This is a genomic window from Coriobacteriia bacterium (assembly GCA_013336165.1).
Taxonomy (GTDB): domain Bacteria; phylum Actinomycetota; class Coriobacteriia; order Anaerosomatales; family JAAXUF01; genus JAAXUF01.
Window position 1 is genome coordinate 18,177 of the sequence record JAAXUF010000014.1, and the last position, 22,654, is coordinate 40,830.

Here is a 22,654-nt window from a genome sequence, read left to right on the forward strand (position 1 = left end):
CGGGTTGGTTACGAATGCGTCACCGACAACGGGTACTCGTCTACTTCAGCGAAGCGGCGAAGGTGCTTATACTCTCGCCCCTGCCAACCCATATCCGCTTGAGCTTGTAGGGCTCTATGCTCTTCGCGAAGCCGAACTGTATGCTCGTTGCCCCGAGGTACCCGGCGGCGCGCACAGCAGTCTCTACCCTGGTGTCAAACTTCCCATACGGATAACAGAAGAAGTTGACGGGCACGCCGAACATCTCCTGTAGCCGCCGCCGGGACTCGGCGACCTCGCGCGTGAGTTGCTCCGAAGAAACCTTGGTCAGATCGACATGATGGATTGTATGGGCGTCTATCTCCCATCCGGCCTCGACGAGCGCCCTGACCTGAGCCACGTCCATGCTCGTAGTCCCCGGGGTCTCCCCTGCAATGAGGGCGAGACACGCCGGCCAGCCCATGCTCTTCAGGAGCGGCGCTGCGATGGTGAAATCTGACTCGAACCCGTCGTCGATCGAGATCACGATGGGATTCTCCGGCAGAGTGCCCTGCCCGGACCAGCAGTCGTACACCTGCTGAAGCGTCACAGCATGATATCCGGCGGACTGCAGATAGCGGAGCTGCGCAACGAACTCCTCAGTGCGCACATAGATTTCCGGCGCCATCTCATTGGAGGGCGGCGTGCCAAACGCATGGTAATAAAGGATAGGCACGGCGATCGCAGCGGAAGGGCCGATGCTCGAGGATGGAGGAACCGCCTCGAAAGCCGCGACCGGAGCGGGCATTTCCGCAACGGGCAGAATTGGGGCGGAGGGCGGTTCGACAATGGCCGATGCTTCGGTGGAATTCAAAGGTTCATCGGCAGGCTCAAGCACGAGCGTCGCTGCTTCGGGCGCCTTGCGCGCAGGTATGCCGCTATCGGAAAACACCCCTTGGCATCCCGCCACCATCAGGACAACAACGACGCCCGCCAGCAACACCGCAAGCTCGATTTCGTGCCGAGAGATCCGTTTCACCGGCCCTCTTCTCGGTTCGCACCACCCACACAAGAACCTTGCTACTTCAGAGAGGCCGCAAACGCGCTTATGCTCTCTCCTCTGGTAACTCTTACCCTTTTCAGAGTATAAGGATCTGCGCTTTTCGCAAGGCCGGGTTGTGTCGTTGTCGCGCCGAGATACCCGGCGGCGCGCACTGCGGCAACCGTAGCGGCGTTGTACTTGCCTGCGGGATAGCAGAAGAAGTTGACCGGCACGCCGAACATCTCCTGAAGCCGTCGGCGTGACTCAGCGGTCTCGCGCGCAAGTTGTGCCGCGGAGACCGTGGTCAGATCGGGATGGCGAATCGTGTGCGAGTCGATCTCCCAGCCGGCGGCGATCATAGCCCGAACCTCGGCCAGGTCCATGCTCGTGGTACCCGTCGTTTCACCTGCGATGAGGTTGAGGACGCCGGGCCAGCCCATGCTCTTCATGAGAGGCGCGGCGATCGAGAAGTCCGACGCGAACCCGTCGTCAACCGAGATCACCACGGGCTTGGCCGGCAACATCCCACTCCCGTACCAGCAGTCGTAGACCTGTTGAAGCGTGACCGCCTGATAGCCGTTGGACTGAAGATAGCGAAGCTGCGCGACGAACTCGTCAGCGCGCACGTAGATGTCGGGATACGATTCATTCGCCGGGGGTGTGCCAAACCCGTGGTACATGAGAATGGGGACTGAGATCGCCGGCGAAGGGCCGATACTCAACACGGATGGCAAGTTCTCAAGCGAGGCAATGGGTGCGGGCATCGTCGCGATCGGAAGGGCGGGAGCAATCGGAGCGGGAGTCGGCTTGATCGCCGAGGACGTCTCGGATGAGTTGACCGGTTCCACAGCAGAAGACTCCGGTGTGGCTTGCGCGTTGCGTGCCACGTCCCTGTGGGAGAACGTTCCCAGACAACCAGCGGTAATGAGCGCTGCAAACACGACAAGCAGCAGCGCCGCGAATTGAACCTTTCGCCGAGTTGCCTGCCTGGCAGAGTTCTTCCTGTATGAAGCGCGCCTCGCCATCAATACGTTCCGATCACGCCGAGGTTTATCGAAGGGACGCCGCGAAAGTGGTCATGGTCATCCCGCCGGAAACATACACTCGCGTGAGTCTATATGGATCCGCGCTCTTCGCAATACCCTTGTTGCACGTTGTTGCCCCAAGGTATCCCGCAGCGCGCACGGCCGCGACCGTGGTCGCGTCGTACTTTCCTGAGGGATAGCAGAAGAAATTGACCGGCACGCCGAATTGCTCCTGGAGCAGGCGCCGCGACTCAGTCAGTTCATGAGTAAGTTGACTCGCAGAGATCTTGTTCAGGTCAGGGTGAGTCACAGAGTGCGAGTCGATCTCCCAGCCGTCAGCGATCAAAGCACGGATCTTGGAGGCCTCCATGCGGGTTGCACCCGGCTTGTCGCCGGTAATCATATTGAGCACAGCGGGCCAGCCCATGCTTTTCAAGAGCGGCGCAGCGAACATAAACGCGGAGTCGTTTCCGTCGTCTATCGAAATGACCACCGGCTTCGACGGGAGAGTCCCCTTCCCGTACCAGCAGTCGTAGACCTGCTGCAGCGTGACGGCGTGGTAGCCATTGGACTGAAGGTAGCGAAGCTGGGCGACGAAGTCGTTTTGGCGGGTGAACAGCTCAGAATCAGATGCTTTCTGAGGCGTACCGAACTCGTGGTACATGAGGATCGGCACACCGATCGATGCCGACGGACCGACACTCGATGTCAAAGGAACGCTTGAGAAGGCGGCAAACGGCGCGGGCATTACCGCAACCGGAGCGACAGGCGCCTCGGCGGGCGCCTCTTTCGACGATTTGTGAGAATCCATGCCTGAGCTTGATAGGGACTGGGGGTCTTCCGCCTTCTGCGAAGAAGAGCCGAGCACGCGCAGACAACCGGCTGTCACGAGGACGGCGCCGACTGCCAGCAGCAGGACAACAACCTGCATTCTTTTGCGACTCAACGACTTCATGAAACCCTTCTCTGCAAGAACCGTTCCGACATGTGGTCCATACGAAATTCGCCGAAACAACACACTTCCCGTGCAATCTATCATGATAGCGAAATTTGGCGTCACTCAACAGAAGCAAAGGACACGGCTCTCCATGCGAAAGGCATCCCCTTTGCTTGATGCAAAGAGCCCAGCCACTGCACCGCGGTCAATTCCGTTGTAGACTTGGCCAAAGGACGACTGAAGGAACCACTCTCGGAGGAATCATGAAGCTCTTCGAACCGCAGGTACTGATCATCATTCTCGTCATCGCCCTCCTCATCTTCGGCCCCAAGCAGCTTCCGGCGCTCGGCAAGATGTTCGGCAAGACAGCCAAGGAGTTCCGCGAAGGCGTCGCCGACATGACTGAGGACGTCAAAGCAACGCAAGAATCCGTCGAGAACGTGGCGAAACCCGCAGAGAGCGCAGTCTCTGCACCTGCAGAAGCCGCCGATGCGTCCACGGCAGCTGAACCCGAGGCTCCCGCGAAGGTGTAGTCCGGCAGTACCTCAGGCGCCGCTGTCGGAATCCTATCCGCGCTGGACGGCCAACGCCTCCCCGACTCCGTTCACAACATCACGCACGAACCACGCGGCCTCGACGATCAGCCGAGAATCCGCAAGATCGAGCGTGTCGCGCTCGGTGTGCGCATAGTTGGCCATGAAGCTTGCTATCTCACTCGACGCGAGCGCGATAGCCGGGCGCCCATACAGGCCGAGAATCGAGTGATCGCCCTGGAACCACTGCGGCCCCTCGGCGAAGTGAGGGCTACCCGCGATCAGACGGCGCACTGTCTCGGCGATGTCGGGCGGACAGCCGTAGAGCGACACATGGTTGAGCGAATCTCGCATGCCGAGATCGTCGACGTTGATCCCGAGGATGATGTCGTCGAACCGGCCGTCATTCTCCTCGACCCACAGGATCTCGCCGGGGTTGGCGTAGTTGTCCTCGCCATTGAACGGCATGATCTCGATCGTTGGCCCGGAGCGGTGACGGTCGGCCGCGAGCAACTCCGCAACGCCGAGCAACACCGCAACGCCACTTGCATTGTCCAGCGCACCGGGTGAGCCTTCACGGCTGTCGATGTGGGCAGAGACCACAATGCGGCCCGGCAAGTCTCCCGGCAGCGTTGCGACCACGTGCTCGGCGCTCGCCAGAATGCGGCCGGAGTCAAGACACAGCGATACGACGGAGGCGGATTCCGACACGCACGCCAGAAGGCGCCCACCTTCGGTATCTGTCATGTAGGCGTTCGGGACGTCGAGGTCGCCGTCTTCAAAGAGCGGGAACGGGTACTGGCCGCCCACCATCTGCGGGTCTCGGCCGGTCGCGGCGATCACGGCGGCGGGTGCGTACCGCTCAAGCGCACGGATAATGCGCTGGTGGCTCGCTGGGTTGTAGAACCGGAAGTTCTTGGGCATGACCTGACTTCGCGCGATCTCGCCGTGGAGAAGGACAATCGCTCCTCGGATCGCATCGGACTCGAGCCCCTCCACGCAGGTCACCGCCACCAGCGGAGCGGTTACGTCGCACGGAAGCGAGTACGGTCCAACGCGCACATCGAAACGCTCGTCACCCGCGGCCAATACCGCATCGTGGCGCTCCCACTCGATGCAGGCGAAGGTGCTGCGTCGAACCTCGAAGCCCAAGCGCGCGACCGTCTCGGCGAAGAACGCCGTCGCAGCCAAGTTACCGGGGCCGCCGACATGCCGGTCCGGATACGCCGTCAGTTCGCTAAGGTACCCGGCGATGTGCTCGGCCAGCGGTTCGCTCACGCTTCTTCGCCTTCCTCCTTGGGATTCGCCGCGCCCTTCCCATGCCTCGTCATCTGCCACAGGAATGCGGAAAGCGCCAGAACCACCGCAGCGATCGCCAGCCCGGGATGCAGGAGCTCGGCGGGATTCTCGGTCTTGATCACGATGCCGAGAAACAGCACTGCAAGCACCACGATCACAACGCCGACCAGCTTCTCCTTGAGGTCATCGAGATCGTGGATCTCAAGCCACTTGGGCAGGACCAGCCGATCGTCTATGAAGAGTTCGTAGAAGCCCATCGCAATGATGTAGAGCACGGTCGAGAGCAGGAACACGTCGGCCAGCGAGATAAACTCGAGTACGGCCTCTTTCTCGGCAAGTTCACCGCGAACAATCTCGATGATCACGCGCACGGTATCGACCGCGCCGACCGCTATGAGCGTGACGGCTCCCAAGAACAGCGCGACCACGGGCACGCCGATCAGATACCGCGACCAACCCAGCACCCTGCGCACCACTGATGTCTCCCGTTCCGCCATGTTCTCGCAGCCTTTCGCTCGTACCGCTTCGCGGCGCCATATAACGCTCATGATACCGTCATCACGCCGCGGCGGGGCGTTCATCGCCTCCCCGCTGCACATTCACACGGTATTCACCCCGCGAGGTCATCTTCTTGTTGTAGGCAAAACCAAACCTGATCTAGAAGGAGGCACACCATGAACAAGAAACGCATCTTCGCAGCGATTGCAGGAGTCGCCGTGGCCGGGCTCGTGTTCGGCACCGCCGTCTCAGGCTTCGCTGCACCGGCTCCCGCTGCGAACCAGCCCGTCGCCGGAGCAACGGCGGTCGCACCAAGCGCAAACCTGGCCATGCACATGGGCTCGGCAATGCGCGATGCAGGCGGACGGATTCTCGACATCGTCGCGAAGCTGACCGGTAAGAGCACGGACGCCATCGTCGCCGACCGCCAGGCCGGCAAGACAATGGCACAGATCGCCGAGGCAAACGGCGTTGACTCTTCGGTCGTCGTAGCCGAGGCGCTCAAGGTCCGCGAGCAGGCCGTCGCCGCGCAGCTTGCTGCCGGCACGATCACCCAGGCTCAGGCTGACGCGGCACTGGCCCAGATGCAGACTCGGCTTGCCGATCGCATCGAGACCGTGAACACCAGCTGCACCGGTCTTGGTACCGGTCTTGGTACCGGTCTTGGTGCCGGTAGCGGTGCCGGTAGCGGTGCCGGTAACGGCGCTGGCGGCATGGGTCGCGGACTGGGAACGGGAGTCTGCAAGTAACCCTGACGGGAGCAGCATCGCGGGACGAGCGCGCAAGCGCTCGTCCCGTTCGTATACGGTAAGCACCACGTAAGTGGGATACTAGAATGACGGTATCGACAACTCGGGAAGCGGCACCATGACAACCATACTTGTGGTCGATGACAATACGAAGATCGTCTCGGTGCTGGCCGAATACCTGCGAGCCGACCACTTCACCGCGATCACGGCGACCGATGGCCCATCGGCACTCGAAGCGGCAGCTTCCCACCGCCCCGACCTCGCGCTCGTCGACATCATGCTGCCGGGTATCGACGGACTCGAGCTCACCCGGCGCTTCCAGGCCGACGGCATCCCAGTGATTCTCGTCACTGCGCGAAGCGACGAGGTCGACCGGCTCGTGGGGCTCGAAATCGGCGCCGACGACTACATCACCAAGCCGTTCAGCCCGCGCGAAGTCGTTGCGCGGGTCAAGGCCGTGCTTCGCCGATGTGAGCGCTCGAATGCACCGGCTCCGGTCATCTCCGTGGGCGACCTCACAATCGATCGAGATCGCCGAGAAGTACGCGTGGGCGACCAGGTCGCAGATGTCACCCGCACCGAGTTCGACATCCTAGCGATGCTGGCGGCCCACCCGGGCCGGGTCTACAGCCGTCTGCAGCTGCTCGAAGCGGCGTCGGGCGATGCATATGAGGGCTATGAGCGTACCGTGGACGCCCACGTGAAGAACATCCGCAGGAAGCTTGGCGACGATCCGCGTCATCCCAGCTACATCCGCACCGTGATCGGCGTCGGCTATAAACTGGAGGCGTGATGAGCCGTCGATTCCCACGCATCAACCTTGGACTGCAGGTCTTCCTGTCGGTACTCTCAGTGGCACTCGGCTCCGTACTCGCCGTCGGGCTGATCACTCGCAGCACGCTCGCCGCGGCATTCGATGCCTATCTCGCGACCGCCGCTGCCGGAACCGGCACGGGCGCTGGTGCGGGCGCGGGCTCTGGTTCGGGATCGGGGTTGGGCGGCGGAGGCATGGGCAAGATGATGCTCGGCGCCGCCGAGAACACGTTCCTCTCGACCGTCGACACGAGCGTCATCATCGGGGCGCTTGCGGCAATCGTCGTCGCCGGTGTGGTCGCGGTGTTGCTCGCGCGGCACATGAGCCGTCCGCTCGGCAAGCTGCAAACCGCAGCCGAGGGCCTGTCGCGAGGCGAGCTAAACCATCGCGCGGAGGTGTCGGGGCCTTCGGAAGTCGCAGCGCTCGGAGCTGCGTTCAACCGGATGGCCGGCTCGCTCGAGGAAGCCGAGGGCCTGCGGCAGCGGCTCGTGGCCGACGTCTCCCATGAGTTGCGCAACCCCATCGCCGCCGCCCGCGCCCAAGCGGAAGGCATGGCCGACGGTGTCCTGGTTGCCGACCCTGCCAGACTGAACTCGCTCGTCGAGGACTTGCAGCACCTCTCGGCCCTCGTCGACGATCTGCAGGTGCTCGCGACCGCTGAAGCCGGGCGGCTGCGCTACACGATGCACACGATCGACCTCGCCGAGTTGGTCAGGCGCGAGACGGAACGCGCAGCGGCCGGGGCACCGGCGCGTACGCGCGTATCCTTTGCAGGGAAGAGTTCAGCCGTGTGGGTCACCGGCGACGAACTGCGCCTGTCCGAGGTGCTGCGCAACCTACTTTCCAACGCTGTGCGCCATACGACGGACGGCACCGTCGTAACGTCGATCGAAGCATTGCCCGACGGCCAAGCGGAGATACGGGTCACCGACACCGGCGAGGGTATCCCCGCCCGGGATCTGCCCTACGTGTTCGAGCGCCTCTACCGGGCCGACACGGCTAGGGCTGCACACACGGGCGGCGCCGGGCTTGGACTCGCGATCACTCGGCGCATCGTAGAAGACCACGGCGGCGAGGTCTTCGCCACAAGCCAGCCGGGTCGTCAGACTGTGGTCGGTTTCCGGCTGGCGCGATCCGCGCCCCCTGCGGCTGCGGCTCGGTTCTTGTAACGACCGCATGAGAGTCGCCGGGGGTCTACCGTCGTGTCCTAGACGCTGCTCGACTTGCCTGTTGGCGCTGACGTTGCTACCATCACGACACATTCGCGATATATCTTTATCTCCTAGAAGAGGCCTGCGATGTTCCGCGTCGGCGTTCGAACACAGCTGGTGGCCGCTGCATCCATGTGGCTTGTCGGCGCATCGGTTCTGCTCTCCCGTGGCACTCTATACGCACGCACTCCGCGCTGGGACGTTTGGGCACTTGCCGCAGGGCTCGTGCTCGGCGCGGTCAAGGCCCGACTGCTGCTCAAGCGCGTCGCCCGAAAGGCTGTGATCCGCATTCAGGAGCGCGGGCGCGGGACGTTCTTCGGCTTCTTCTCGGCGAAGTCTTGGCTGCTTATCGGCACCATGATCGGAAGTGGCATCGCGCTGCGGCACGTGTTCGTGAATCCGGGTCTGATCGAGGCCGGGATACTCGGAGCGATCTACATCGGTGTCGGCGCTGCTCTGTTGATCGCCGACAGAATCTTCTGGCGCGCCGTCTTCGCTCCGTCCAAGAAGGATACGCCCACTCGACGACCGACATGACCTGAGGCTCCCGGCCTGTCATCAAGCGTGGAGGCGCCCAACGGGTATGTAGATCTAGCCAGCGCCCGCCGAGAGGAGCCTCCATGAACGCACCCGCACGCATCACCCCGGTTTCTCTTTCGGACTACCTCGACGCCATGTCGCGAGCCGTGTTCAGTTCGGGGATCAGCTGGGCGGTCATCGAGGCAAAATGGGACGGCATCCGCGAAGCTTTCAACGATTTCGATCCCGAGAAAGTCGCCGCCTACCACCCGGACGACGTCGAACGCCTGATGTCGGATACGCACGTCGTGCGCAATAGGAAGAAGATCGAGGCCACGATCGCCAACGCAGGCGAGTTGATCGTGACGGATCGCGAGTTCGGCGGATTCAAGAACTACCTCGCATCGTTTGCAGACAACGACGCCCTGGTGCAAGATCTGCATGTGCGCTTCAGGTTCCTGGGAGAGTCGGTCGCCCACTTCTTCCTCTTCGCGATCGGCTTCAACATACCGGCTCAGGAGGCATGGGCTCACCAGCACTTCGCCGGTACGCACCACCACGGCTAGGAGCCGCACATGCAGTCTCTCAGCATCGAGGAGTTCGGGCTCGGAGATGTGCGCATACGGGAGTTCGCGCTGCTCCCCTGGCGCCTCTACCGAGGCGATCCTTACTGGACACCACCACTCAACGCAGATCTTCTCGGCAACCGGCTGCTGGGCACCAAGGGCCTGCTGACCGCCGCGCACCCCTATCACAAGCATGCCGAGGTCACGCACTTCCTGGCGCGACGCGGCGGCAAGGCCGTTGGCCGGATCTCCGCTGCGATCAACAGACGCTTCAACGACTATTACGGAGCGTATTCGGCGCTGGGCTCGTTCGGTTTCTTCGAGGTCGAGGACGACTACGAGGCCGCATCTGCGCTCCTTGATGCCGCGCGTGACTGGATCGCAGCCCGGGGAATGACAGCCATGCGCGGCCCCGGCGAGTATTCGAATGCGACCCATGAGCGCCAGGGTGTCCTCATCGACGGCTTCGACACGCCACCTACCGTCGACTGCACACACAACCCGCCATTCTATGGGGAGTTCCTCGAACGCTGGGGTCTTTCCAAGGTCAAGGACTACCATGCGTACATAGTTGACATGGCAACCGTGCCCGCCGAGCGCCTGGCGGCTGTCGCAGATGCCGTGCGCGAACGCAGTCACGTGCAGACGCGCACCGTTAACATGAAGGACTTCAATGCCGAGGTCGGGCGCATCATCGATGTCTATAACCGCGCATGGGCCAACAACTGGGGCTTCCTCCCGGTGACGCCAGAGGAGGCCGATACGGTCGCCGATACCCTCAGGCCCATCGTTGACCCGGGACTCATCCGCTTCGCCACAGTCGACGATGAGGTCGTTGCCAGTCTCGGCGCCTTCCCGGATCCCAATTGGGCGCTGCGGCCACGGTGGGGACTTCTCGGCGATTCTGACCCCGTGCGCTTGGCGCGATTGCTGGCGATGCGGCGGCACATCCCAAGGGTTCGGCTCATGTTCTTCGGAATCGCACCCGGCTACAGGATGGCCGGTATCGATGCGCTCCTCTTCGACGAGACGTATCGGTATGCGGTCACACGCGGCTACAAGACGATCGAAGCCTCTCTGCTCCTAGAGGACAACGACCTGATCCTGCGGCCGTCACAGTATGTCGGAGGACGGCGATACAAGACATGGCGCATCTACGAACGAAGCCTAGAGTCCTGAGCGGCCCGGAGACTCACGGTTCCATCTTCCGAGACCCCCGGTGGGTTGGCCGGGCGGCGGCCGGGTTGACATTCCTGGTGCTGTCTCTGCTCTTCTCGTTCTTGATGAGTGCTTTCATCGCCGGCCATTTCCCCGATCGCCCAACGCCTCGCGACCTGCTCTTCGAAACGCTGCCGTACTTCGACACGTGCCAGTACACCACGGATATCGCCCTGTTCAGCGCCATCGCCTTGGCGGCGTTCTATTCCTTGCGAACAGTCCCCGAGAAGTTCCCCAGCTTCCTCGCGATGTTCGGCACGATGTACACGCTGCGAGCACTCATCATGGTACTCACCCCACTTGCCAGTGCCCACGGGAACGGTGAACGTTTCGGGCTCGTCCCTCTCATCCAAAACGGCATGTTCCCTTCAGGGCACGCCGCCTGCGCACTGCTCTGCTTCCTGATCATCGATCCCAAGCTCGCGCCTAATCTGCGCCGCATCGTTCTGGCGTTAGCGTGCATCACTTGGTTGTCGCTGCTTCTCTCCCACTCACACTACTCAATCGACATCGTGGGAGGACCGCTTCTGTCGTACTTCGTGTGGCGGGAATGGACGGTCGGCACTCTGTTGAATCCGCTCAAACGCTTCTTCAGAATGCCTCTCTAGCCCACACGGCCTACAGCTTCAGTTCCCTGCTCAGATCGTCTGCCCCGCGGGCTCCGACTACTCTTGCCGTCATCTTACCGGCCTCGAACTTCGCGATCGTCGGAATGCTCATGACGTCGTATCGAACCGCAAGATCATGGTTTTCGTCGATGTTGAGTTTTACGAACTTGACCGCGCCCGCGCTGCGCTCGGCGAGCTTGTCGATCTCAGGCGCCACCATTCGGCACGGACCACACCACGCTGCCCAGAAGTCAACGACCACGGGAACCGCGGAATTCGTGACCTCGGCATCCCAAGTTGCGGCGGTAACGTCAATTGCACTGCTCATTTGTTGTGCCTCCCTGCGTTCAAGAAAGAACTCCTTGGTGAAGGATACCCTACGGGGTATATCGCACGCAAGAGGCCGGTCAACTTGGCGGCATCTCTTGGGCCGTCTTGGCCTGCTGATACTCATCGTAAGGCTCCAGGTGCACGATGGCGTCGGCGATCTGGTCGAACGACTCGACCAGCATGCGCTCGACCGTCTCGGCGATCTCGTGCCCCTCGGCCACCGTCTTGGACGAGTCGACCTGGATGTGCAGGTCCGCGTACACCTCTGCCTCGGAACCGCGAGTCCGGATGTGATGGCAGCCCAGAACCCCAGGAACCTTCATGACCGCAGCGCAGATCTCGGCAACCGGAATGCGCGCCGAGTCGGAGAGTGTGTTGCTGGCCTGCTTGAATACTCCCCATGCCGTGTAGACGATCGCGAGCGCCACCAGAAGCGCGACAATCGGGTCCGCCAGCGGCAGATGGAAGAACTTCACCAGCACCAGCGACACAATGACGCCGAGACTGACCAAGACATCGGAGCCGGTGTGGCTCGCATCGGCAACGAGTATCTGGCTGCCGAGCTTCTTGCCGACTCGCCGCTCCCATGTGGTGACGAAGATGTTCACGGCAAGCGTGCCGATCATCACGACGAAGGAACCGACATCGACCCGTGGGGACTCGCCACCCCCGACAATCTGCGCGACGGCGCTCGAGCCGATACGATAGGCCGCGAGCACGAGCATTCCGGCGATGAGAGCGGATGCATACGTCTCGTACTTGCTGTGGCCGTAGGGGTGATCCTCATCGGCCGGACGCGCCGCAAACGCCATTCCCACGAGTCCCACGACGTTGCTGGCCCCGTCGAAAAGCGAATGGAAACCATCGGCCTGCATGGCGTCCGAGTTGGTGAAGATGCCCCAGAACAACTTGGCCAGCGCCACCGCGATATTCAGAATCAGGATTACCCAGAGTACGCGCCGGATGTCCCTGACGCGCCGCGCGCCCTGGCCGGCACCAACAACACGCGAATACCCCACGCCTGCCCCCCGTAGAAAGGTCGTCATACGATCTCATTATGATGCACTAAATACCTATCGCACGGTAGCAGATCGCGAAGGAGGCCTACGTCGGTATCAGGGTGTTCGCGAAAACCAGCCAAGCGAGCAAGGACTTCGAGACCAGACTCAGTAGGACGTAGACGTACTCCCCGAAGATGTAGTCGCGCCACCGGCCGATCTTCTTGTACTGCAGGACCATGTTGATCGCAAAACTGTTGAAGAAGAGGAACATCGAAATGAAGATAGCGTAGACGAAGCCTGGCGCATGTACCGTGGAACCCGGGCTCCAGAGATACACGCCCAATGCAAGCCAAGGCACGATTCCGGCGATACACCCAAAGATAAACGGCATCCAATTGGGCCTGCCTGGTTCTTCGTAGTGCTCCATGAGCAGGCCGAAGAGGATCATCGATGCGTTGGCGCCGAACACCGCGATGATTGCCGCGATGTCGAAGACGCCCGGCAACAGACCGATGAGCACCATCATGAGCGACGAAGATACCGAGTACTCGATCCAGCGGGCGTAATTGCGATTGCGTTTCAGGTTCTTCACGTACCAGTCGAAGACCCCTGGTGAGACGATGATGAAATGCGCCAACGCCGACAGGAATATGAAAGCCGCGACCGCCAGCCCCAGCGGAACCTCGAAGAGGACCTTCGGCGCGCCCGGAGGCGTACCGGGAGGGCCTGCTAGGAAGCTGGCTGTTATCGGCAGTTTGAAGCTGTTGGAGAGCGCGACGATTGCAATACCCTGCCCGAGATGAAACAGGCCCATCACGAAGTTGTATGACCTCAGACGTCTGAACTGCCGCTCATTAGCCACTTGGTCCCCTTCCATCGGAATCCGTGTCGGAGAGTGACTACCCCAGCAGCCCTCTGCCTAACTGCGAAACGGACTCCGGACACACAAAAGCCCGCTTCTGCCAGAGCGGGCTTCCGTGTAATGCAAGAAGGAGAGGGAGAGAAGAACTGAGTTCATCATGCAACACCCTGATGGATGCCTCGTGTCTTGCGTGTGGGCTACCTATGCCTTGTGTGTGGAGGAATCGTGAGGACCCTTCTCCCTGTCGGGGAAAAGGGTCCTCACGCGATTCTGACTGAGACGCCCTCTAGCCTTCGATTATGCGCATAGCCTCATCGCGATAGGCGTCCATGACGTAGGGAACCCCTGAGACCTCGGAAGCATCCCGGGTCAGGGCCATGAGATCACTGCGACTGATAGTATCCAGTCTCATGTTGCGTGAACCGCTCATCAGCTGCTGGAGGCCGACCCTGATCTTGTCGGAATACGTGTAGACAGCGATCGCTCCCAGCGGGAACTTGTCGACTTCCGCACCGTACTTAGCCTTGAGGGTCTCGTACGTGACGAAGATCTCCTCCTTCGTGCCCCCAAATGCCGAGATGGACTTCGGAAGGTCCTGCTCCTTCATCCACACTTCGATGTTCTTGCCGACAAACCCCGGGATCATCAGCGCCCGGCCCATGCAGACCGCCTTGGTGTGCGGTGCCCCAAGCGCCAGGACCTTGAACACGTGATCTTCGGTGGAGAACCCGCCCGCGATGGCGATGTCGGGAACGTAGGCCCCCTGTTGCGCAAGCTTCTCGGCGAGCTGGTTGGCCATGCTCTGCAGATAGAATGTCGGAACGCCCCACTCCTCCATCATCCGCCACGGGCTCATGCCGGTGCCGCCGGGCGCGCCATCGATGGTGAGAAGGTCGATCTTGGCGTTGCTGGCCCACTTCATGGCCATGGCAAGTTCGCGCATCGGGTAAGCGCCCGTCTTGAGAGTCACCCGTTGGGCTCCCAGATCGCGCAGGCGCTGGACTTCGTTGTAGAACGACTCCTCGTCAACGAAACCAAGGCGGCTGTGACGCTCGAACTGACGAATCGCGCCGTCCTTGTATGCGGCCTGAATGGCCGGATCGGATGGGTCGGGCGTCACAAGGTATCCGCGTGCCTGCAGTTCAAGGGCGCGCTCGATGTTGTTGACTTTGATCTCGCCGCCGATGCACTTGGCACCCTGTCCCCACTTCAATTCCATCGTAGTCACGCCGAGTTTCTCGACGACGTACTCGGCAACGCCGAGACGGGTGTCCTCGACGTTCATCTGGACGAGAATGTCGCCGTAGCCGTCCTCCTGGTAGCGGCGGAACAACTCGACGCGGCGCTCCATGTCGGGAGCCTTGGTGACCTTGCCCTTGCTGCTAAGCTCGAGGCCAGGGTCGATGCCGCAAACGTTCTCGCCGCACACGATCGAGATTCCTGAGATCGCGGCGCCGATCGCGAAATTCTCCCAGTTCTTGCGAGCGATTTCTGTGGATCCGAGCGCGCCCGTGAAGATCGGCGTGCGCATTTTCACCTTGTTCGTGTAGCCGAACTCGGTTTCGGTGTCGACCATCGGGAACAGGGTGTTATCAGGATTGCCCTCCACTCCCTCGGCAAGACCTTTTGCTCCCAGGGCGTATCCCATGATGTTGAGGTGCGAGTAGTCGATCGGGTAATCCTTGTCCCCGCCGGCCGTCACTTCGCCGAACGGACCCGGGTAGATGACCTCTCTACCGCGAAAGGAAGCCTTGAATACCTCGCAGTTGCCGCGGCATCCGTCAAGGCAGCGGCTACAAAGACCCGAGCCCGGAACAACGTTCTTGGAGCGATTCGCCGTCTGTGTTGCATCATTGCCGCTTGGACATTGCAGATTCATGGAACTATGCCCTTCTCTCATTCCGGATTCGCACGGATTGCGTGTATCGCATTTATGCTGCATTTTGGTCAGGTACGCAATATCTCAGAAATATATTCGAAATAAGTCCGAAACATATGGAAGGATGCGAATCATGCCGCAGCAGCTTCGGTCAGATGCGATTGCGTCGATCAAGGGGAAGGACATCGAGTTCATTCACCTTTGGTTCACAGACGTTCTCGGCTTCCTGAAGACGTTCATCATCACTGCGGACGAACTCGAGACAGCCATCACTGAAGGTATGGGCTTCGATGGCTCGTCGATCCAAGGCTTCGCCCGTATCCAGGAGTCCGACATGATCGCGCTCCCCGATCCCACAACGCTTCAGATCCTGCCTTGGCGCCAGGACGGCCAGTTGGTGGCCACGATGTTTTGCGACATCGTGAGGCCCGATGGCACGCCGTACGAGGGTGATCCGCGCTACGTGCTTAAGCGCGTGCTGAAAAAGGCGGCCGAAAAGGGCTACACCTTCTACGTTGGCCCGGAGCTCGAGTACTACTACTTCAAAAATGACACGAGCACCGAACTGCTCGACCGGGGCGGCTATTTCGACATGACGACGCGCGATCTCGCGGTCGACCTGCGCAAGCAGACCGTGCGCTCTCTCAAAGATTTCGGCATTCGCGTTGAGTACAGCCATCACGAGGTCGGCCCCAGTCAACACGAGATCGACCTCCGCTATGACGAGGCCCTGCGAATGGCCGACGCCGTCATGACCTACAAGATCGTCGTCAAGGAAGTCGCACAACTCAATGGGCTGTACGCATCATTCATGCCCAAGCCGATGTTTGGCGAGGCGGGCAGCGGAATGCACGTACACCAGTCGCTTTTTGAGGGAGATCGCAACGCGTTTCACGATCCAGCAGACGAGTATCACCTCTCCGCGGCTGCAAAGCACTACATGGCGGGACTGCTTCATCATGCTCCTGCGTTCTCGGCAGTCACAAACCAGTGGGTCAACTCGTACAAGAGGCTGGTCTCGGGCTTCGAGGCACCCGTCTACATCTGCTGGGCACACAGGAACCGCTCGGCGCTCGTGCGCGTTCCGATGTACAAACCGGGCAAAGAGAAGGCGACCCGCATCGAGTTGCGTTCGCCCGATCCGGCGTGCAACCCGTACCTCGCCTTTGCCGTGATGCTGGCGGCCGGTCTTGATGGCATAGAACGCAAACTCGAATTGCCGGCTGGTGTCGTGGACGACGTCTATGAGATGACTGACAGCGAGCGTACGGCACACGGAATCGGGCAGCTCCCCGAGAACCTGCGCTCGGCCACTGACGCGCTCGAAAGCAGCGAACTCATGCGTGAGACGCTTGGCGCCCCGGTCATCGACTGGCTTGTTCGCAACCAGCGGATGGAGTGGCATCAGTACCGGACACGCGTCACGTCGTGGGAGCTGGAATCGTATCTGCCGTTGCTGTAGTAGTCGCAGCTCCACCGTTCCCGCGGAGGCGAATCTCAGAACTCCGGGGAACGGTGGGCGGCGACGCACGTGGGCTCGCCGAACGTGGGGACTACTTGGCCAGTTTCTCCTCGACCCAGAGTCGCACGTCTTCGGGTTCGAAAACGTATTTCGTCTTGATGTCCTTCATAGACTTGCCGAGGTCGGATGCCGGAACACCCCATCGATCCGTGAATGCTGCCGCGGGAATACCGGTGGCATCAATGATCTCCTGCATCGAGGTGGATCCCTTGATAAGAGAGGTGTCGAAGCTTGAGGTAACGCCGCTGGAAGGATCGGTGGAAGCGCCTCCTGACCCGCTGGTCGTCTGACTGGCGTTGATCGCCTCTGCAAGCGATGGCAAGCGCCAATCGAACTGCCCTGTCATTGTCGTTACCGCGATGAGAGCGGCTATGGCCAGAGTGACCATGCCTGTCATGAACAGTGGGGAGGCTTTGCGCCCTCTCGGCGCTTTGATGACGAGCGCGCCAGCCGCAGGACACGCATTGACGCACTCGTTGCACGAAATGCATTCGGACGACTTCACTGTGTCGGCCTCAGAGACGATGATGTTCATCGGGCACGCCTTGTCACAGCGCTTACAGCCGATGCACGTATCGGCGTCACGCTTGATGCCAAAGAGGCTGATCTTGGAGAACACGCCGAGCACCGCACCCATCGGGCACAGGTACTTGCAGAAGAAGCGGTCGTAGACAATGGACCCGACCAGAGAGACGCCGAGCACCGCAACGCCAACAGCCAGGTCCGTGAAGAGCTCCGCTGACGTGATGTGCGCCCAAGCCGCCCAAGGATCGTAGGGGCGCATGACGAGTTCGGCCGCCCTCCAAGTCCAGATCGCGAAGACGGCTAGCACTACGTACTTGAGCCAGCGCGCAATCCGATCCACTTTCGGTGGTATGTGGGGACGGTTTTTGAACACTCTTCTTCCCAGAGAGCCGAATGCTCCTTGTAGGGTGCCGAGCGGGCAAATCTGGCCGCAGAAGGAACGGCGGAAGACCAGAGCGATGGCGAGCGATCCAATGAGCAGGATCACCGAACTCACCGCGACACGCTGGATGACTCCCGCACCCGTCAACAGGGAAAAGAGCGTCTCAATTCCACCAAACGGGCAAAGAGCGTCGACTCCGGGAGGCTTGGCAAAGCCGCTCACGTACTGATGTGCCGTGACTATCGCGGTCAGGCCGACGAGTACGACACCCAACACGCCCCACCTCAGCCAGCGCGATCGTTTCTGTGCTGTGCGGTCACTACGCTCGTAGGTCATCGTCGGCCCTTTCGTTGCGTTCTTGGACACTGCGCTCCGAATCTTAGCCCTAACGATATGGGTGGCCTATGAACACTGTGTGAATGGCTGGCGCGCAAGCTGTGAACTGGCGACGAAGGCCGAAAGCGTCGAATTGCGCACCGACGCCCTCGAGTATTGACCCGCAGAACGCCGATGGCGTAGGCTCCGTGAGCCGCCCGCCGAGTGAGTCTGATGACTCCGCCGAAATGCCGAGAGGTTCAAAGCGTGACCTATATCTTCCTTGTGGCGCTCATCCTGATCATGATCGGTGAGTTGGCGGACAAATCCCAGCTCCTCGCCTTGATCCTAGCGACACGCTACAAGGCATGGCAGGTACTCATCGGCATCTTCATTGCGACCTTCGTGGTGCACTTCTTCACCACGCTCGCAGGCCAACTCGTCGGCTCGGCCATACCTGCGGGCGTGATTCCTTGGATAACGGGACTGATGTTCATCGGCTTCGGTGTGTGGACGCTACGCGGAGACAAAGTCGAGGACGCCGAGGCGGACAAGGGGGTTCGCTTCGGTCCGATCATCGCTACCACGATCGCGTTCTTCTTCGCCGAATTAGGCGACAAGACGCAGATCATGACGCTGGCAATCGCCGTTGACCCGGGATCGGCACTTCTGAACACCCTCAAAGACGCTGGGCCTGCCGTGCAGCAGTGGCTCTCGACCGTGGGCTCCCCCGACAACGTCAGCCAAGTTGGCCGCTTCTGGGCGGTAACGCTTGGTTCGACGACCGGCATGGTGATAGCGGATGCGATCGCCATCGCGATCGGCAGGCTTGTGGGCAAACACATGCCTGAACTGCTTATGCGGCGCATCTCCGGTGTGCTGTTCCTGCTGTTCGGCATCGCGAGTATCGCGTCGGCACTGCTCGGAACCTAGGTACGGCGCATCCGCGGACTGCGCCCGCCCATTCTTGGGTACACCAGACTCATCACCCAAGTCGTCCCTTTGGAGCAGAATTGAGTCCCGTGCACCGCATATGGAATCCCGCGGCTTTCCAGGGCACCGGGGTACGTCGCCGCTATTTTGAGGGCTGGTACTTCAAGAACGTGGACGCTGCGGAGCGCCACACCGTCGCAGTAATCCCGGGCATTTCCTACTCGGCCGACGGTGCTCTAAAACACGCTTTCGTTCAGATCATGCCCTCCAACGGCGAGACGCACTACTACGCCTATCCCGCCGAGCAGTTCAACTCGGACCCCAACTCGCCATTCGATATCCGTATCGGCGACAATGCCTTCACGAGCGAGGGTATGACGCTCAATCTCAAGGACGGGGTGCACGAGGTACATGGTGCGCTACGGTTCGAACCCTGGCGGCCGTGGCCGGTCACGACATTCTCGCCCGGAATCATGGGATGGTACCGTTTCGTGCCTGGTATGGAGACCTACCACGGCGTGCTGTCGATGGATCACGGAATCTCCGGCTCGCTTTCGATCGATGGCGAACAGATCGTCTTCGACGGTGGCCGCGGATATGTCGAGAAAGACTGGGGACGCAGCTTCCCGAGTTCGTGGGTCTGGGCACAGTCAAACAGCTTCGGGCGCCCGAGAGTCTCTCTCACCCTCTCGGTGGCCAAAGTGCCGTGGCTGACGGGGGCGTTTGTCGGCACCATTGCGGGCCTTCTTGTCGACGGCGAGCTGCACAGGTTCGCGACGTACACGGGCGCGCAACTCACCTGCATCGAGACAGCCGCTAACGAGGCGCGCATCACGCTCGCCGACAAGCGAGAGGAACTCGACGTCCACGTACGGGGTTGCGAGACTCTCATTCTCAAGTCCCCTGTACTGGGCTCAATGGAGGGCCGTGACGCGGAGTCGCTGGGCGGAAGCATCGAGGTGCGGCTGCGCGACCTGCGCGGCGGACGGCCGCGCATCGTGTTCGAGGGCGTCGGTCGGCAAGCCGGCGTCGAGGTGATGAACGATCGGGACGAGCTGGGTCACATCCCCTGCACGGGGACATCGGGTCAGTAGGCGACGGCCACACTCTCGTGCACGTGACTTCTCTTCTCCACCGCATCGAGCAGGAACTCGGCGAGATCCGCTCGCGAGATCCGCAGCCCGCCACGGACCACAGCGCCGACCGCGGTCCTGTAGCGTCCGCGTGGTCTTCCATTCGTCAGGATCGCCGGACGCACGACAGTCCAGTCGAGATTGACGCGCGCTCTCAACTCGGCCTCCATCCTCGCGATGTCCGGATATAGTCTCGCCACCACGGGGATTCGCAGCACGAGGCGGTATCCTGTGGCCAACTCCTTGGGGTCAACCCCGGCCCCCTCGGCGGAGACCACCACGATCCTGAGTACGCCGGCCCCCTCGGCCGCATCCGCAAGATTGCGCGTACCCTCGACATACACGCGTCCGCTCGTGCGCGGCCTAGGCGCGAGCACGGACACGACCGCGTCCTGTCCTTCAATCGCCGCCTTCAGCGTACTGGGTTCCAAGACGTCGCCGACAAGTATTCGCATTCGATCGCCCATTTGCGAGATACGCGAAGCATCGCGAACCAGCGCCGTGACATCGTGCCCGTGCACTATCGCGAGTTGCGTCAGCAGACACCCGGTCCGCCCGCTTGCACCTGCGATCAGCAGCCGCACGCTAGGACCCCTCACTTGGAAGCGAATCCCTCAGGAGCGATCCGGACGTCTGAGCCGTCGCCACCGGGGTTGTCTTCAGTCGCAGGCGCTCCAGATCGCGAGTGACCCGGTCTATCTGTATGTCCAACGCCGCCTTGAACTCTTCGCCAGCAAACTTCTCTTTGCTGATCAGAGCCATCTTCAATCGCCCCAAATCCGACGATCTGTCTCTGCCGGTCAGCTTGCCCATGCGGCGCAGAAGCAGCCGTTTCTGCACCCTGTTCACAACGTCGAGCTCCGGGGGATTCGGTACCTCATCAAAACCCATCTTCAAGAGCAGCCCCACGAGATCCGACCTTGCTGTAACGTATTTGGTGTCCGCGTAAAACGCATCTGCCATGTCGTCCGACATGGCCCGCATCCCCCGAAGGGCATCAAGCGAGATCGTCAACCGTCCTGCCAGACCTTGTCGGCTGAGTTGGGACATGCGCGCCAAGTGGCTTATCACATGCAGTTCGCTCACCTCGTCAACGCCTTTTCGGATGAGCGTCCGGCCCGACGCGTCCCTGATATCGTCGCTCGCGACCACCGGTGACGACACGAAGAACTCACCGTAGTGCCTCTCGAATCGCATCTTACGCAGGCTCACGTATGCCGATACCACCGCGACCAAGAGCGCTACGCCTGCAAACGAGAGGTAGATTTCCGGACCGAAACCGACAGAAGCCAGAACGGGCGTTATCACAGCGCCCGCCACCACCGACACAGAGAGAGCGCCTATTGCGTCGCCCTGCACCTCCGTAGACGGCTTCTGCAGAATCCGTTGGAGACGCCGGACCAGGCTCGCATCGCTGGCAGCCCGAGCATCCACCTCACCCTCGCCGAGGGTGGTGGAGGCGTATTCGAACGGGATCGCGCGAATCGGAGTACCTTTCAGCGTGAGGCGCTCGGAGTAGATGTACTTGCGGGCCAGAGGAAGCCAGTCCTCCCCCTCCCACCTGCGCATCGAAACCATAATGTCATCGTTTGTGAACACGCCGAACTTGCCGATCTCCGCGACGCGCCGCGCATAGTTGTGATCCTCGGCAAGCACCAAGGACTCGTCGAAGCCGCCCAATCGCTCATGAATGGAGCGCCACACGAGTATGCAGCACCCCGACGCGTGAGGGGCAATGTGCCGGGTGAGCCACTGGTAGAGGTTCCACAGACCGCAAGCAACCAAATAATGCGGCCGCCGGTCGCTCGGCTGTGGACGGGCAGTCGCCGCCGAGTAGCCACGCTCGATGAATTCCGCAACGACCGACGCGATGAACGCATCGGCAAGCTCGGTGTCGGCGTCGAGGAACATGATCAGATCGCCGCTCGTGGCCGCAGCCCCAGCATTCCTGCCGAGACCAGGGTGACCACCGGGGACTACGCAGATACCGCGGGCTTCCGCGATACGCAGCGTCCCGTCGGTGGAGCCTGCGTCTGCGATGACGATCTCATCGGGCCGACGCGTCTGCCTATCGAGCGAGTCCAGAAGCGTTGGGAGATGGCGCGCCTCATTCAGTGAGGGAATCACTACCGAAAGCCTGAGGGTCACTGCCTCCCCCTGATGTCGAAACCTGTCAGCGTCATAAGGTCACTCCCCCCGAGATGTCGCGTACCCAGAATTATGCGCGCCGCCAGATTCGCTTCTCTTGACCACGCTAAGGATCATTGTTCCCACACATAGTACAACGAACCAGAGCTTGAGCTGGATAGGGGGCACCAGATGGAAGGTTCGTCTCCGTCGGCAAACGCACCGACAACGTCTCCTCACTGCCTGTTTGCACGGTGCGCGGGGCTCGGACCATAGGAGCCGGACAATCCAGCTGAGGTCATCCTGCTTCCAGTACGTGCGCGAGAGCGGGTATACATGCCACATGTATTTGTGCACATCTGGAAGCTCGGAGGGCATCAATGAGCCAAGATGCAAGGGAACCTGTCCGCAAACCTCCAGAGCCCCCACATCAGTGGCGACGTGTACTCCTCGGCGCGGAGTCGCAGCGGTTCTGGTCGCACGCGCGGTCAATATCGCACAAGGATAGGGCCTTGAGCATCAACAGAAGAGGAGCCGGGGTTGTGAACTAGACCCCAAAAGCTGGACGGCTTAATAGGGGTCTCAAGCGGCGTCCACGGACTGGGTCCGGAATTGTTCCGGGCTCAGCCCTTTCAGTTTCGGCTGGTACCTCTTGGTGTTCCAGTAGC

Annotated in this window: 24 protein-coding genes; 11 read left to right on the forward strand and 13 right to left on the reverse strand. The window is 61.2% G+C overall.

Annotated elements, in window-relative coordinates; genetic code table 11:
- Positions 1-40 precede the first annotated feature (40 nt).
- From HGA39_08560 to HGA39_08570, 3 genes are all read right to left on the reverse strand, one after another.
- Positions 41-997 (reverse strand): polysaccharide deacetylase family protein, encoded by a 957-nt coding sequence (locus tag HGA39_08560; protein NTW29395.1) that lies wholly within the window; start codon positions 995-997, stop codon positions 41-43.
- A 41-nt stretch (positions 998-1,038) separates the two neighbouring features.
- Positions 1,039-1,848, reverse strand: coding sequence for a polysaccharide deacetylase family protein (locus HGA39_08565; protein ID NTW29396.1), 810 nt, complete (start codon positions 1,846-1,848; stop codon positions 1,039-1,041).
- A 202-nt stretch (positions 1,849-2,050) separates the two neighbouring features.
- Positions 2,051-2,980 carry a polysaccharide deacetylase family protein gene (locus HGA39_08570; protein ID NTW29397.1) on the reverse strand — a complete coding sequence of 310 codons (930 nt, stop codon included), beginning with the start codon at positions 2,978-2,980 and terminating at the stop codon, positions 2,051-2,053.
- Positions 2,981-3,225: 245 nt separating this feature from the next.
- On the opposite strand from HGA39_08570, the gene tatA reads away from it, so the two are divergent.
- Entirely contained in the window at positions 3,226-3,495 is a 270-nt protein-coding gene (tatA, locus tag HGA39_08575) for a twin-arginine translocase TatA/TatE family subunit (protein NTW29398.1), read from the forward strand.
- Positions 3,496-3,528: 33 nt separating this feature from the next.
- On the opposite strand, the gene HGA39_08580 is transcribed toward tatA, so the two are convergent.
- Together HGA39_08580 and HGA39_08585 are read right to left on the reverse strand one after the other, a co-directional pair.
- Positions 3,529-4,773 (reverse strand): M28 family peptidase, encoded by a 1,245-nt coding sequence (locus HGA39_08580; protein ID NTW29399.1) that lies wholly within the window; start codon positions 4,771-4,773, stop codon positions 3,529-3,531.
- Entirely contained in the window at positions 4,770-5,267 is a 498-nt protein-coding gene (locus tag HGA39_08585) for a YqhA family protein (protein ID NTW29400.1), read from the reverse strand. Before HGA39_08585 ends, HGA39_08580 begins: the two co-directional genes overlap by 4 nt.
- A 201-nt stretch (positions 5,268-5,468) precedes the next feature.
- Here HGA39_08585 and HGA39_08590 point away from each other — a divergent pair, with 201 nt between their 5' ends.
- From HGA39_08590 to HGA39_08620, 7 genes are all read left to right on the forward strand, one after another.
- A complete protein-coding gene (locus tag HGA39_08590) occupies positions 5,469-6,041 on the forward strand; it encodes a hypothetical protein (GenBank protein NTW29401.1) in 573 nt (190 codons plus the stop codon).
- A 118-nt stretch (positions 6,042-6,159) separates the two neighbouring features.
- Complete coding sequence (locus HGA39_08595) at positions 6,160-6,834, forward strand: response regulator transcription factor (GenBank protein NTW29402.1); 675 nt, start codon at positions 6,160-6,162, stop codon at positions 6,832-6,834.
- A complete protein-coding gene (locus tag HGA39_08600; GenBank protein NTW29403.1) occupies positions 6,834-8,024 on the forward strand; it encodes a HAMP domain-containing histidine kinase in 1,191 nt (396 codons plus the stop codon). Before HGA39_08595 ends, HGA39_08600 begins: the two co-directional genes overlap by 1 nt.
- 129 nt (positions 8,025-8,153) lie before the next feature.
- Entirely contained in the window at positions 8,154-8,603 is a 450-nt protein-coding gene (locus tag HGA39_08605) for a hypothetical protein (GenBank protein NTW29404.1), read from the forward strand.
- An 83-nt stretch (positions 8,604-8,686) separates the two neighbouring features.
- Entirely contained in the window at positions 8,687-9,151 is a 465-nt protein-coding gene (locus HGA39_08610) for a hypothetical protein (GenBank protein NTW29405.1), read from the forward strand.
- Between the two features lie 9 nt (positions 9,152-9,160).
- Entirely contained in the window at positions 9,161-10,330 is a 1,170-nt protein-coding gene (locus HGA39_08615; protein ID NTW29406.1) for an N-acetyltransferase, read from the forward strand.
- Complete coding sequence (locus tag HGA39_08620; GenBank protein NTW29407.1) at positions 10,297-10,977, forward strand: phosphatase PAP2 family protein; 681 nt, start codon at positions 10,297-10,299, stop codon at positions 10,975-10,977. The genes HGA39_08615 and HGA39_08620 overlap by 34 nt, the downstream gene beginning before the upstream one ends.
- A gap of 10 nt (positions 10,978-10,987) precedes the next feature.
- Here HGA39_08620 and trxA read toward each other — a convergent pair whose 3' ends face one another.
- From trxA to HGA39_08640, 4 genes are all read right to left on the reverse strand, one after another.
- Positions 10,988-11,305 (reverse strand): thioredoxin, encoded by a 318-nt coding sequence (gene trxA, locus HGA39_08625; protein NTW29408.1) that lies wholly within the window; start codon positions 11,303-11,305, stop codon positions 10,988-10,990.
- Between the two features lie 79 nt (positions 11,306-11,384).
- Positions 11,385-12,353 carry a cation transporter gene (locus HGA39_08630; GenBank protein NTW29409.1) on the reverse strand — a complete coding sequence of 323 codons (969 nt, stop codon included), beginning with the start codon at positions 12,351-12,353 and terminating at the stop codon, positions 11,385-11,387.
- Positions 12,354-12,411: 58 nt separating this feature from the next.
- Entirely contained in the window at positions 12,412-13,185 is a 774-nt protein-coding gene (heR, locus tag HGA39_08635) for a heliorhodopsin HeR (protein NTW29410.1), read from the reverse strand.
- Positions 13,186-13,456: 271 nt separating this feature from the next.
- A complete protein-coding gene (locus tag HGA39_08640; protein ID NTW29411.1) occupies positions 13,457-15,049 on the reverse strand; it encodes an FMN-binding glutamate synthase family protein in 1,593 nt (530 codons plus the stop codon).
- Between the two features lie 133 nt (positions 15,050-15,182).
- Here HGA39_08640 and HGA39_08645 point away from each other — a divergent pair, with 133 nt between their 5' ends.
- Positions 15,183-16,511 (forward strand): glutamine synthetase, encoded by a 1,329-nt coding sequence (locus HGA39_08645; protein NTW29412.1) that lies wholly within the window; start codon positions 15,183-15,185, stop codon positions 16,509-16,511.
- A 91-nt stretch (positions 16,512-16,602) separates the two neighbouring features.
- Here HGA39_08645 and HGA39_08650 read toward each other — a convergent pair whose 3' ends face one another.
- Positions 16,603-17,814 carry a 4Fe-4S binding protein gene (locus HGA39_08650; protein ID NTW29413.1) on the reverse strand — a complete coding sequence of 404 codons (1,212 nt, stop codon included), beginning with the start codon at positions 17,812-17,814 and terminating at the stop codon, positions 16,603-16,605.
- Between the two features lie 213 nt (positions 17,815-18,027).
- Between HGA39_08650 and HGA39_08655 the strand changes: the two genes are divergently transcribed.
- Both HGA39_08655 and HGA39_08660 read left to right on the forward strand, forming a co-directional pair.
- A complete protein-coding gene (locus HGA39_08655; protein NTW29414.1) occupies positions 18,028-18,726 on the forward strand; it encodes a TMEM165/GDT1 family protein in 699 nt (232 codons plus the stop codon).
- An 80-nt stretch (positions 18,727-18,806) separates the two neighbouring features.
- The gene (locus HGA39_08660) at positions 18,807-19,820 is read left to right on the forward strand and encodes a hypothetical protein (GenBank protein NTW29415.1); all 1,014 of its coding nucleotides are present in this window, start codon (positions 18,807-18,809) and stop codon (positions 19,818-19,820) included.
- On the opposite strand, the gene HGA39_08665 is transcribed toward HGA39_08660, so the two are convergent.
- From HGA39_08665 to HGA39_08675, 3 genes are all read right to left on the reverse strand, one after another.
- A complete protein-coding gene (locus HGA39_08665) occupies positions 19,814-20,443 on the reverse strand; it encodes an NAD(P)H-binding protein (GenBank protein ID NTW29416.1) in 630 nt (209 codons plus the stop codon). The genes HGA39_08660 and HGA39_08665 overlap by 7 nt on opposite strands.
- 1 nt (position 20,444) lies before the next feature.
- Positions 20,445-22,007: a glycosyltransferase gene (locus HGA39_08670; GenBank protein ID NTW29417.1), complete on the reverse strand. Its 1,563-nt coding sequence runs from the start codon at positions 22,005-22,007 to the stop codon at positions 20,445-20,447.
- A gap of 561 nt (positions 22,008-22,568) precedes the next feature.
- Positions 22,569-22,654, reverse strand: an 86-nt coding sequence (locus tag HGA39_08675) for an IS3 family transposase (GenBank protein ID NTW29418.1), incomplete at its 5' end; no start/stop codon positions are given.

Bases quoted from the DNA above. Each gene is read 5' to 3' on its own strand.
- HGA39_08650 (NTW29413.1), bottom strand. From the start codon at position 17,814: ATGACCTACGAGCGTAGTGACCGCACAGCACAGAAACGATCGCGCTGG.
- HGA39_08595 (NTW29402.1), top strand. From the start codon at position 6,160: ATGACAACCATACTTGTGGTCGATGACAATACGAAGATCGTCTCGGTG.
- HGA39_08645 (NTW29412.1), top strand. From the start codon at position 15,183: ATGCCGCAGCAGCTTCGGTCAGATGCGATTGCGTCGATCAAGGGGAAG.
- tatA (NTW29398.1), top strand. From the start codon at position 3,226: ATGAAGCTCTTCGAACCGCAGGTACTGATCATCATTCTCGTCATCGCC.
- HGA39_08605 (NTW29404.1), top strand. From the start codon at position 8,154: ATGTTCCGCGTCGGCGTTCGAACACAGCTGGTGGCCGCTGCATCCATG.
- HGA39_08570 (NTW29397.1), bottom strand. From the start codon at position 2,980: ATGAAGTCGTTGAGTCGCAAAAGAATGCAGGTTGTTGTCCTGCTGCTG.
- HGA39_08590 (NTW29401.1), top strand. From the start codon at position 5,469: ATGAACAAGAAACGCATCTTCGCAGCGATTGCAGGAGTCGCCGTGGCC.
- HGA39_08600 (NTW29403.1), top strand. From the start codon at position 6,834: ATGAGCCGTCGATTCCCACGCATCAACCTTGGACTGCAGGTCTTCCTG.
- HGA39_08610 (NTW29405.1), top strand. From the start codon at position 8,687: ATGAACGCACCCGCACGCATCACCCCGGTTTCTCTTTCGGACTACCTC.
- HGA39_08640 (NTW29411.1), bottom strand. From the start codon at position 15,049: ATGAATCTGCAATGTCCAAGCGGCAATGATGCAACACAGACGGCGAAT.
- HGA39_08655 (NTW29414.1), top strand. From the start codon at position 18,028: ATGACTCCGCCGAAATGCCGAGAGGTTCAAAGCGTGACCTATATCTTC.
- HGA39_08615 (NTW29406.1), top strand. From the start codon at position 9,161: ATGCAGTCTCTCAGCATCGAGGAGTTCGGGCTCGGAGATGTGCGCATA.
- HGA39_08630 (NTW29409.1), bottom strand. From the start codon at position 12,353: ATGACGACCTTTCTACGGGGGGCAGGCGTGGGGTATTCGCGTGTTGTT.
- HGA39_08620 (NTW29407.1), top strand. From the start codon at position 10,297: ATGGCGCATCTACGAACGAAGCCTAGAGTCCTGAGCGGCCCGGAGACT.
- heR (NTW29410.1), bottom strand. From the start codon at position 13,185: ATGGAAGGGGACCAAGTGGCTAATGAGCGGCAGTTCAGACGTCTGAGG.
- trxA (NTW29408.1), bottom strand. From the start codon at position 11,305: ATGAGCAGTGCAATTGACGTTACCGCCGCAACTTGGGATGCCGAGGTC.